We start from the raw sequence: 11759 nt of genomic DNA, 5'->3' as shown, positions 1-11759 counted from the left end.
TAGAATATATCCGATTTTACTGCCAGTAACAATTTTTTGCTTGCAGTTGCTGATCACTTTTATTATCCGCGAAAACATCTAACACTGCTGCTTTCTCCATTTCTGAAACACCTGCGAGTTCAAGGTTTCCCTCTTTCAACCTTTTGATTAGATCAGGATTCTTCGTTAACTTCTCTACTACAAGTTGTAACATACTTTCTCCTCCTTTATTTTAAATGTGTTCTATATATTCCTGCATGCCATCTTTCCAAGCTTGGCTAACCTGCAGGTCCAACATTCTTTCTAATGCTTTTCTCTGGTACAGGCGTTTTAACACTTTGACATATGACACAACCGGTGAATGATAAATCCACTGAAACAACTCCTCTTCCCTCTGCACCATAAATTCCTTGTCTACCTTGCCAGCATAATAAGCACGTATCCAATCCGCTTCTCGATCACTTTCCTTCGCAAGCAGCATAATAGGGAGAGTCCATTGTTTATGCAATAAATCATTCTTGGTGTCCAGTCGGAGCAATCCTTCGATATCATTTGCTAATTGTGCTGCAACTCCGAAGTTTTCTGAGTAATCCCGGATGATTTCATGTTGTGTGGTACACTGAAGCGTCGCCCCTACAAGTGTCGCACAAGCCATCAAGGATCCTGATTTTTCTTTCATCATGCTAACAAACTCTTCTTCGGTAGCACAAGAACACTGCAGATCTTTATGTTGACCTTCCACCGCACGTAGTACTTGCTCATCTAAATACTGAAGTGCTTCTATCTTTAACTCGTTTTCAAAACGAGATTGTCTTAGGACAAGCGTACTTAACATTAAAAAACCCGTTGAAATATTCATAGAAGTAGACAAAGACACCAGAGACCAGGGCTTTTCTTTATCATCTTGATCCTGTAAATCATCGAGTATATCCAAGGCCAGCATCAAAAACTCTATTGCGGCAGAAGCATGGACGATCCCTTTACTTTTATCATCAACGACCATATGATAATGAAACTGTGTTAAAGACGAGAAAGAAAAACCTTCCTGGTTCTTATATAATATGTAAGATATTGCATATTCCTTCAGGTTATCATTATCCAAATATGCATTCACTGTCCTAAGCATTACTTCTTTTATTTCATCAGATGGATAATGTGGTATCGAAATGAGGTGTCACCTCTTCTTTCTATTTAAATTCATGATTAGCTTATCATAGTCTATTATCCAAAAAAAAGGTTCTTTAGTACTGTTTAAAAAATCTTATAAACTCCTTCAATTTCTAACTATTTTTACTCAGTACACCCAATGAAAGCGCGCACAACAGTGCTTTGCATTACAAAGAATTAATATTCTTGTAACAATAAAAAAGAGAGGAAAAACTAGCATATAATGGAACACCAATCATCTGAAAAGGTGGACTGAAAATACATGATACACTTTTTGTCTATCTTTTTAGATCTGGTTACTATTTCATTACTATTAAATTTATGTTACTTTTTCAACCGTTCGAAATTCGTTGTATTCTTCATTCAGAATAGTCAGAGTGCTCACGTGTTAATATATCTAATTTATTTACAATATTTGTATAAATTAGAGCTTAAAATCACGGTTTTTTTGAAAATTAACGAATTATTAATTTTATATTAATTCAATAAAAATAACATATTTTGTCGCTTACCATGCTATCACTTCCTGCCCACTGCTTTGTTTTGTAAAGAGTTCCTTTAATTATTGTAAATCGACTGATTCTGATTTATTTATCCGCTAGAATAAAAGAAAAGGAGGTTAGTCTGCTGTGCTAGCTGTCTCTTATCAGTTAAACCAGAATGTGCTGGAATTCTCTCGTGTGAAGGATCATCTCGGTAATATTTTGTTTCAAATATCACCTAGTGTAAATAAATCAAGGGTTGAAGTACTCTCCGAAGATGGTCAGACACTCTATTACGGAACAAAGCAAACTTCTTTTTTCAAAAGGAACTATACTTTTACAGGTGAACAGTCTAACACTACTTTCACGATGAAAAAGAAACACAATTTGCTGGTAAAACAACATTTCATTATTGAACATAAAGATTTTTCAATCGACATTAAGAAGAATAATAACGATTGGACAAGATTTTATGAGGGCAATACCGAAGTGGCGAGATGGTTAGTTCGCTTACAAAAAGGAAACACACACCACGTACAAATTGAACATAATGCAACGATCCAATCCCCAGCTTTCTATATTTTTCTTGCAGAATTAATTTCCCATGCCTAGCCTTATCAAAAAGTTAATTTATTTGCTGACTTTAAGAACACCAGGCACATCTCGCACGGTCCTATTTGAAATAATATATATTCAACTACCTATAATATGGATTATGTAAAGTAGCCATTGCTAGCCGTGCGCCCATATTGAGATATTTAATGTGCTGGGATACCGCTCCGGCCAACCACTTCGCGTCCTGCGGGGCACGGCTGAAGCTAGGCTACTACTCGAGCTACTTCTTTGCTGCCTTGCACCGAGGAAGCCTACTTCGAAGCATTACTTTTAGACACAGGTGCAGACGTTGTGGATCATCAGCGCCTGCCTGTCCCGCGGGAGTCTACGTGGTTGGTCTACGCTCTACAACTATTGAAATTGCTAGCATATTGGATGCACCATAAATATCAGCTTTTGAATAACACAATGCCTAGAACCACTGCTTTTAGCTGTTTCAAATGTTGTAGCACTTCCCTTAAGCGTAAGAAATAGGCGGAGACTCCCGTGGAATCAGCGCGAGCTGAAGATCCACTTAGTCTGTGCCTGCGTCTTCTAGCATCACTTCGAGGTAAGCTTCCTCGGCACAAGGCAGCACAGATGTTATTTCAAGTAGTAGCCTAGCTGAAGCCGTGCCCACAGGACGCGGAGCCTATTTCCGGAGCTTTGTTAAACAGATAAAATATATCAAAATGACCATTCTGCAATAAAGGTTTTGTTGACATAATCCAGATTATAGGAACCCCTCTCCATTTAAATTCCCCGACGTTGGTCTGCTTCAAAATTTCTCCCTCAGGAAAAAGAAAAAAGCAGTTCCTTTTGAAATACAGGACTGTATTCCAAAACGGAACTACTTCATTTTTATTTCGTTGCATCTTCTGATGTCATCGAGCTAGCTACTTCCTGCATTTCTTCTTTTGTTAATTGTTCACTAGCCAAGTAGTAATTAACTCCTTGATAATGCCATTCTAAAGAGGATTTGGATTGGGCACCTACAGTGAAACCTAAGTCAACAGGCTCCCCATTCACTGATTCTGGAGATGCTGCACTGGTTGGCATAACATCAACAGTTTCTTGAATAATCGTGTAATTCTTTTCACCTTGATAAGATAGAATAACACGCTTGCCATTTTCGAGATCCATTTGATTCTCTTCTACTAATTCAGAGCCCATATTTGCTGAAGGATACAGTACTGACAATTGTTTTGGCATATCTTCCTGTGCCATCACCGGTACACCGAAGATACTGCTTGTCATGTTTGTCTCCATATCAAACGTATTATCAGGTAACTCTGGATCTAATTCAAAGCTTGTGAATTCTACCTCTACCAATGTATTTTTATCACGATCGAGCACCTCTACCAATACCGGTGCATAAGTCTTTTTATCAAAATAAATTGTTTGATAAGGTAAGTTACTGTTGCTCTCATAGCTTGTTTTCGTCTCAAATACATAATAATTCTCTGTCGCTGTGAAAGTGGCTTCACTGTCATCTACTAAGTCCTGAATAAGTGATTGGAACAAATATGGCTGGCTATTATTAGCAGGCCATTCACTTTGGAACTTGAAGCTTTTATTCAATGCTGGCGTCAGGACAAACACACCGTCTTCATTACGTAAAATGATCTGACTGCTTTCCTCATCATTTTCATTCTTCAACAAAACACGGTAGAAATCTTTTTTCTTGTGCGTAACATCAACACGATAAACCTGATCTTCTTTCCCTGTTTTCAAGGTCATCATTGACTGTGACTGATAAGCACTCATATTCTCTGCCATACTTTCTAATTTTTCAACCACATCATCTTTTGATTTGTCTCCACAAGCGCTTAATACAATTAACAAAATAATCCCCATTATTATGCTTGTATATTTTTTCATCGCGACATCTCTCCTTTGTCTCATCTGAGTGGACAAAGGGAACACGATCACACGTTAAGACAATGTACGAAATACTTGCGATAGTCCTTCAATCACATCGGTAGCCAGTAAGTCGATTTCTGAATGTTTTTCCTCAACCAGGTATTCTGCTGAAGTACCATGCAGATAACAACCATTTGCTAAAGCGATCAAGACATTCTGATGTTGCATTAACATCGTTAACAGAATTCCTGACAGAACATCACCTGTTCCACCTTTTGCTAACCCTGCATTACCTTGATCACTTACGATCTGCTCACCATCGGGTGCAGTTATAATCGTATTCTTCCCTTTAAGCACCACGTAAACTTGATGCTGCTGAGCAAATTGCCTAGAAATTGAAAAAGGATTTTGTTTTAATTCTGCAACAGATCGGTCTGTTAACATTGCCATTTCACCAAAGTGGGGCGTAATAACAGTCGGTGCGTCTCGTTTTACTTGTGAGCGTAGCAAGTCTTTCCAGTGATATAAGCCATCAGCATCAATCAGTACAGGACATGTCGTCGATTCCAATAACTCGCGTAGCATCGTTGCATTTTGTCTGCCTATTCCCATTCCAAAAGCGATTGCGTCCATTTGTTGGAATGCTTCCCTATTACGTGATTGAAAGCCTCCACTAAAACCTTCCAGCAAATGATACGTAGCCTCTACACATTGACTGGCAACGATCGGTATATTCTCCCTAACAGTTGCAACGGTAATCAAGCCTGCTCCTGAGCGAAGTGCCGCTCTTGCTGATAGAAGAATAGAACCAGGCATCAAGGCTTGTCCGCCTATTACCATGCCTTTACCGTTCGATCCTTTATGTGCGTACAGGTCTCTTTTCGGGAAAGATGCCAGTACATCTTTTTTACGCCAAAGATGATTAGGGTTACACGACTGATGAGCTGCATCTGGAATACCTATATTCATTACTTGCCACTTGCCATAATACCGACTGGTATCTTCTAGAAACACCGTCGTTTTTGGTGCATCTATGATATAAGTCAAGTCCGCTTTAATGGCTTTATCAACATGGATTCCTTCATTTGCTGGCAAACCACTTGGAATATCGATCGCTACTTTTACTAATCCTGATTGATTGATCACATTAATGAAACTTCGTATCGGCTCACGAATTTCCCCTAAAACGCCTATTCCGAGAATCGCGTCAATTATTATGTCATATGCACACAAATGTTGTTTCAGCTCTAATGGTTCTGTGATCTGGTATAATGGATGAGAAGTATTTAACCATAAATGCTTATGAAAGGCTGCATCCCCTTTTATTTTTTCGTCAGCCACTAATTGAAAAACAGTCACATCAAAGCCTTTTTCTGCTAAATAACGTGCTATAACAAAGCCATCTCCGCCATTATTCCCGCTACCAACTAAAACTGCCATCTTTTCACGCTTTGTAAATGTCTGAGTAAGTTGTTGTGCCACCTGTGATCCGGCATTCTCCATCAGAATCTTTCCTTCGATTCCCCCTTTTTCTATCGCATACCGATCTATTTCGTACATTTCTTCCGCGGTTACGATGTACATCTTGTTCCCTCCTACCCGCACTAAAATATTATGAGACAACCTCCTTTAATATGCAGATTATGCTTCAATTATTACTTGAGCAATTGCATATTGTTCACTGTGAGAGATTGATATAAAGCACTTTTGACCTGTTAAAACAATCGAATTCAATATGGGTGCTCCGGACGAATCAGTCGTAATTTCGATATCTTGAAAACTTAATTTACCAAGTCCGGTACCCATTGCTTTTGCAAAAGCTTCTTTGGCAGCAAACCTGCCCGCTATATATTCGATTCGTCTTTTCTCAGAGCGCATTGCTTCTGCAACTTCTCTTTCTTTATCTGTAAGTACACGTTTTATCATACGTGGCTGCCTTTCCATCATTTCTTTTATCCTGAAAAGCTCCACAATATCTATACCTGTTCCTTGAATCATCCACATCACTCCATTTATCACGGCGTTAACCGTCCGTAATACCTCCACTAATTGAAGTCTCACTTTATATCGATAGTATAGCTTATATCACATGTTAATTAAAACGGATACTTCTACTATAAAAAACAGTTCCCGGTATGCTAAAATAATAATCACTAACAGACAAAGGGAGAATCGTATGTTTATAAGGACAGAGAATTTTCGAGAGTTTTTAAAATTTTATCCCGTTGTTTCTACGATCATAGCGATCCAGATTATTCTTTGGGTACTGCATTCTTTTGTTCCCATTATAGGAGAATGGATTTATGCAATGGGAATTGGCTGGAACGGGTTAGTCGCACAAGGACAATATTGGCGAATAGTAACACCAATATTTCTACATGCTGATTTTCCACACCTTATTTTTAATTCCTTTTCACTAGTTTTATTTGCACCAGCATTGGAAGTCATGCTAGGCAAAATTAAATTTTTGGTAGCGTACCTGGGAACTGGAATCATTGCGAACGTCCTTACTTTCATTGTTGAACCAAGTTTTAATTATGTTCACCTTGGTGCTTCTGGTGCTATTTTTGGATTATTTGGACTGTACATTTTTATGATCTTTTTTGAGAAACAATTGATTGATCCACAGAACGCCAGAATTATCCTTATCATTGCCGGTATTGGCTTGGTTATGACATTTTTCCGGGCAAACATTAATATCTCTGGTCATATCTTTGGTTTCATCGCAGGTTTTGCATTTGGCCCTATTCTTTTACGTAATGTGAGACCCTTCTCGCCAGTCCGATTAAAACGACGTGTGCGAAAACAAGGAGATATTGGATTCGATCCAAACCGCTGGAACAAAAAAAGATATCGTTACAAACCATATTTAAAACCGATCCTCTACGGAGTATTGATTGTATTGGTGCTGTTAGGCTTACTATCCAGCATATTGTAACAGAAAGGAGAAATACCTATGATCGCTATTTGGCTATTCACCTTCGCCGCTGTTGTTGCAGGCTACGGCATTCTGTTTGCGTACAAACGGTTGATGAGAGGCTTATCTTACCGGATTAAGCGAAATGAATTTCATTTTAAAGGGCTGCAGAAGGACCAAATTTCATTTTTTATTCAAATTGCTTTAATCGAAGCCGTTCCTATTTTTTTAATTATATTAGGTTTTACTTTTATGGGAGGGGCATCTATTTCTGCTCTGGGCAGAATTATACCATTACTTATTATACTGGCAGTGATTGTCACCTGCTTTCTCCAGGTTCAAAAAGCAAAACGGGATGTAATGGAAATTGCCACAAATTTAAACGGCCAGGAACTAAGTTACGTACGCTCGCTATCCTTCATCGGCTACATGACGGTACTGGGTATTCCTGTCTTAGCCTTCGCCGGGATATTCTTAGTCTAAGCTAGAGCTCAGAAAGCATCACTATGGGCGATTGCTTTAATGGCTGTTATTATATTCTTAATTAGCTTACAAAAAGGAGCTGACGATTGTCGTCAGCTCCTTTTGTTTTATCTATTTTGATTTCCTTTGGATCGTTTGTTCTGGAATTTACGGTTGGATCCGCCACCTTGTTTTCCTTTACGACCGTTATATCCGCCACGTTTATCATTACGGAATTTTTTGTTGTTGCCACCTTTGTTTTTTGAAGCCTTCTTCACACTTACCGGCTGAACCGAAGTAAGTGTTACAGGTGTTTGTCTTCTTTCTTTTGTCAGCATTTTCAACGCAGCTGCAACAACTGTTACAGAATCATACTGATCTAACAACTCAGATGCTGTTTCACGGTAGTCCTGTAATTCTCTTTTTTCAATGGTTTTGATTAGTTTTTCCATAGTTAATTGTTGCTGACCACGTTTTGCTTCATCATAACTCGGCGCACTCATACGCTTCATTTTACTCTTTGTTACTTTTTCAATTAAATGCAAATGTGGTACTTCTCTTGGCGTGATAAAGGAAATTGCTTCCCCCATCTTACCAGCACGACCAGTACGTCCAATACGGTGTACATAGCTTTCTGGATCCTGTGGAATATCAAAGTTATAAACATGTGTCACACCTGAAATATCAAGACCACGTGCCGCTACATCCGTTGCAACTAAAATTTCAATTCGGCCAAATTTAAATTTCTTAAGTACGGAACTACGTTTACCTTGTGTTAAGTCACCATGAATGCCTTCTGCACGGAAACCGCGAGCCTGCAATCCTTCTGTTAACTCATCAACACGCTTCTTGGTACGACCAAAAATAATCGCCAATTCTGGTACGTGAATATCCAAAAGATTGGTTAACGTATCGAATTTTTGCTTTTCGTGTACTTCTACAAAGAACTGATCAATATTAGATACCGTCATTTCTTTTGATTTTACTTTTACTTCTTCCGGCTCTTTCATCAATGTCGTTGCAATATCGCGAATTTCTTTCGGCATTGTAGCTGAGAAAAGCAATGTTTGTCTTTCTTCCGGAATTGCTTTAAGGATATCACGAATATCATCAATAAAGCCCATGTTCAACATTTCGTCCGCTTCATCTAATACAGCTGTATGCACGTTCTCCACTCTGATCGTACGACGACGTAAGTGGTCTAATAGTCGTCCTGGTGTAGCTACAACAATATGTGGACGATCTTTTAATGCTCTGATCTGACGTTCCATATGTTGACCGCCATATACCGGCAACGTGCGAACACCTTTGATTTTAGCTAATTTATGGATTTCCTCTGACACCTGAATTGCTAATTCTCTAGTTGGTGCGACAACTAATCCTTGTATTTTTCGTTCATTCGGATTAATCTTTTCGATCATTGGAATACCGAAAGCAGCAGTTTTCCCTGTACCTGTCTGCGCTTGACCAATAACATCCTTACCAGCCATACCCAATGGAATCGTCTGTGCCTGAATTGGTGTCGCCTCTTCGAATCCCATCTTCTCTAATGCTTGCATAATTGGTGCTGAAATACCTAATTCATTAAAATTTGTCACTATTTCCTTCTACTCCTTTTTATATATAAATCTCATTATTCTATCATCTTTTCGTCGTTATGTTTAGTGTATCCAAGTTTTTTTATTTACATAAAGAAAAATATATTCAATTCGTTATCGTAATTTTCACTCCTAAAACGAAGATACCTACGAATAACAATGAAAAAAGCCTTCCTCCACATTGGAAGAGGCTTGTTAATGACCATTCAATGGATTATTAAATCATAACATACTCTTCCTATTAATTCTATATAATATTTTGGATGGTTTCAAACAATTGATGCTAAAAGTGAATAGTTATGATTAGGAATTCACTAAAAAATTGTTATACTAAAGAGGAAACTGATACTTTTGATGATGTGGGTGATTTTTTGAATAAGCAATTTTTTCCGTTTATCGCCATTTTTCTTGGCGTTATATCTGTGTCTACTGCTGCTGTCTTCGTTAAGCTAGCCAGTGATGCTCCGGCGGCCGTGACCGCAAATTATCGTTTATTATTAGCAAGCCTTTTGCTATTACCATATATTTTGTTAAAAAAACGAGATGAATTAAGAAAATTAGCCAGAAAAGAATGGATATTTACGATACTGGCTGGAATCAGTCTTGCTATCCATTTCATTGTCTGGTTTGAGTCCTTTTCATATACGTCTGTAGCGAGTTCAACTGTTATTGTTACGTTACAGCCGATTTTTGCTTTTATTGGCACCTATTTTTTCTTTCATGAACGTTTTTCTGCTGGTACTGTTATTAGTATGATCATTGCGATTTTTGGAAGTTTTATTATCGCATGGGGTGACTTTCAAATAAATGACGAAGCTCTATATGGAGATTTTCTAGCATTACTTGGCGCAATCTTTATTACTATATACTTTCTGTTCGGACAAGGCATACGTACCAAGGTATCTGTGATGAGTTATACCTTCATCGCATACACCATTGGAGCGATCACCATATTACTTTACAATATGGTAGTTGGAAATGCCATGACAGGATACGATAGTGATCATTGGCTGATATTTGTCGCACTTGCAGTAATCCCGACAATTCTTGGATTAAACCTTTTAAATTGGGCGCTGAAATGGGTAAGTGCCTCTGTTATATCCATGGGTATTCTATTTGAACCAATTGGTGCATCCCTGCTGGCTTATATCCTGTTAGGAGAGAAAATCACCTGGACGCAATGGATGGGCGGTACCATTGTGATCTTTGGATTGTTATTGTTCATCGCCAGTACAAGAAGAAAACGAAAAATGAAAATTACCTTTGGGCATGATTAACCGAGCTTAACCCGCTCCGTACTAATTGACATAAACGATATAAAACTTTCTATAAGGTGGATTATGTCAACAAAGGCTGTATTGCAGAATGGTCATTTTGATATATTTTATTTGCTTAGCAAAGCTCCGGAAATAGGCTCCGCGTCCTGTGGGCACGGCTTCAACCGTGCACCGCAGGACGCGGAGTGGTTGGTAAAAGGTATCCCGGCACATGAAAACACGACTTCACGCATTTATGGTGAGTCGTGTTTTTTGTTCATTCTTCAAGAATTGACAGACTGTATCAATTACGATTTTTTTGTCCTCTCCTAAGCAAATCAGGTGTTTCGAATCACAAAAATACATGATTTCACTTTCTGAAGGTATTTCTTTATCCAAATATTGTACCGCTTTATACGGCACCATTCCATCCTGAATACCTTGCGCAATAAAAACCGGACAATTAATTTTCTTCAGATACGGCTTGGTAAATTTCATGCATTTGAGGAACTCTGAAATTGCTTTTAACGGAACAGAACCAGACTTACTCCGGTAATGATTATACAACGGATCTTGTTTCAATGTTTTCCGAATGGCTTTTTGGGCAAATTGAACGAAATCCAGCCCCATTTGAGAGACATTGATATATTTTCTCGAAGTAGATAACAGAACCAGTTTCTCACAGGCATATTTTGCCGCTAAATAGGCTGCAATCATTCCGCCCATCGAAAAGCCAATTAAAAAAATCTCTTGATGTGATTCCCGCAATTGTACATAGGCGTTTTCCGCTTCTTCGATCCATTCCTGATAGGTAACATGCATCAAGTCCAGATCACGACCTTGTCCCAGACCATGCCCAGGTAAACTGGGCGTCACTACTTCCCATCCAGTCTGCTCCGCAATATGTACAGCAAGCGGTTCTACTTCATAAGGACCACCAGTAAATCCATGTAGTATTAGACATGCAGGCATTTTTTCATTTCCTCCTCTGAACGATACGTCACGTGCATAATAAAACAGAGAAATCCTTGTCAGCGAGGACAAGGATACGAATTATTTATTTTTGAAACACCTTCAGGATACTCCCTACATTTTTAAACACCGGTGATACCTGTTGATACGTATTGGCCAATTGATTGACTGTGTGAAACACTTTGTCGAAATCCACTTCACCATTCTTATCCTGAAAATAATGCATCATTGGATTATTCTGTTTCCCAAAAAAGGAAGAGGTTGGTGTCTGGAAACCATCATATGGATCTGGTACCACTGGTTTTTGGTAATATTGGTAAGGTGTCATTGGTAATGGTGATGTATAAGTTGGTGGCTGATACGGGTTCATATTTTGTTGTTGATAGGGATTATAATATTGCATAAAACCGTTATTTCGTTCATCCATGAACTTCCCTCCTTCTGCTGCTATTAATAATAGCCTATGCAG

At 38.6% G+C, this 11759-nt stretch carries 12 protein-coding genes; 4 read left to right on the top strand and 8 right to left on the bottom strand.

The window, feature by feature from the left end:
* Positions 1-16: 16 nt before the first annotated feature.
* Together comX and MUN87_RS16420 are read right to left on the bottom strand one after the other, a co-directional pair.
* Complete coding sequence (gene comX / locus MUN87_RS16425; protein WP_244741787.1) at positions 17-193, bottom strand: competence pheromone ComX; 177 nt, start codon at positions 191-193, stop codon at positions 17-19.
* A gap of 18 nt (positions 194-211) precedes the next feature.
* On the bottom strand, positions 212-1093 hold the full coding sequence (locus MUN87_RS16420) for a class 1 isoprenoid biosynthesis enzyme (RefSeq protein ID WP_244741784.1): 882 nt from the start codon (positions 1091-1093) through the stop codon (positions 212-214).
* A gap of 682 nt (positions 1094-1775) precedes the next feature.
* Between MUN87_RS16420 and MUN87_RS16415 the strand changes: the two genes are divergently transcribed.
* A complete protein-coding gene (locus tag MUN87_RS16415; protein ID WP_244741781.1) occupies positions 1776-2240 on the top strand; it encodes an LURP-one-related family protein in 465 nt (154 codons plus the stop codon).
* Between the two features lie 843 nt (positions 2241-3083).
* Here MUN87_RS16415 and MUN87_RS16410 read toward each other — a convergent pair.
* The 3 genes from MUN87_RS16410 to acpS are packed head-to-tail and all read right to left on the bottom strand — an operon-like array spanning position 3084 to position 6083.
* A complete protein-coding gene (locus MUN87_RS16410) occupies positions 3084-4103 on the bottom strand; it encodes a LolA family protein (RefSeq protein ID WP_244741779.1) in 1020 nt (339 codons plus the stop codon).
* 54 nt (positions 4104-4157) lie between these two features.
* Entirely contained in the window at positions 4158-5669 is a 1512-nt protein-coding gene (locus tag MUN87_RS16405; protein WP_244741776.1) for an NAD(P)H-hydrate dehydratase, read from the bottom strand.
* Between the two features lie 57 nt (positions 5670-5726).
* Positions 5727-6083 (bottom strand): holo-ACP synthase, encoded by a 357-nt coding sequence (gene acpS / locus MUN87_RS16400; RefSeq protein ID WP_244741774.1) that lies wholly within the window; start codon positions 6081-6083, stop codon positions 5727-5729.
* A gap of 178 nt (positions 6084-6261) precedes the next feature.
* Here acpS and MUN87_RS16395 point away from each other — a divergent pair, with 178 nt between their 5' ends.
* Positions 6262-7023: a rhomboid family intramembrane serine protease gene (locus MUN87_RS16395; protein WP_244741772.1), complete on the top strand. Its 762-nt coding sequence runs from the start codon at positions 6262-6264 to the stop codon at positions 7021-7023.
* Between the two features lie 18 nt (positions 7024-7041).
* Positions 7042-7485: a hypothetical protein gene (locus MUN87_RS16390; RefSeq protein WP_244741770.1), complete on the top strand. Its 444-nt coding sequence runs from the start codon at positions 7042-7044 to the stop codon at positions 7483-7485.
* A 107-nt stretch (positions 7486-7592) separates the two neighbouring features.
* Here the strand turns inward: MUN87_RS16390 and cshA are convergent, their stop codons facing one another.
* On the bottom strand, positions 7593-9062 hold the full coding sequence (gene cshA, locus MUN87_RS16385; RefSeq protein ID WP_244741767.1) for a degradosome RNA helicase CshA: 1470 nt from the start codon (positions 9060-9062) through the stop codon (positions 7593-7595).
* A gap of 371 nt (positions 9063-9433) precedes the next feature.
* On the opposite strand from cshA, the gene MUN87_RS16380 reads away from it, so the two are divergent.
* Positions 9434-10339 (top strand): DMT family transporter, encoded by a 906-nt coding sequence (locus MUN87_RS16380; protein ID WP_244741765.1) that lies wholly within the window; start codon positions 9434-9436, stop codon positions 10337-10339.
* Positions 10340-10564: 225 nt separating this feature from the next.
* Here MUN87_RS16380 and MUN87_RS16375 read toward each other — a convergent pair whose 3' ends face one another.
* On the bottom strand, positions 10565-11290 hold the full coding sequence (locus MUN87_RS16375) for an alpha/beta hydrolase (protein WP_244741762.1): 726 nt from the start codon (positions 11288-11290) through the stop codon (positions 10565-10567).
* An 85-nt stretch (positions 11291-11375) separates the two neighbouring features.
* Positions 11376-11717, bottom strand: coding sequence for a YppG family protein (locus MUN87_RS16370; protein ID WP_244741760.1), 342 nt, complete (start codon positions 11715-11717; stop codon positions 11376-11378).
* Between the last annotated feature and the right edge of the window lie 42 nt (positions 11718-11759).

Origin of the sequence: Gracilibacillus salinarum (genome assembly GCF_022919575.1) — a bacterium.
GTDB lineage: Bacteria > Bacillota > Bacilli > Bacillales > Amphibacillaceae > Gracilibacillus > Gracilibacillus salinarum.
Note: the sequence above shows the minus strand (reverse complement) of the source record. Positions and strands in the feature narration are given on the sequence as shown.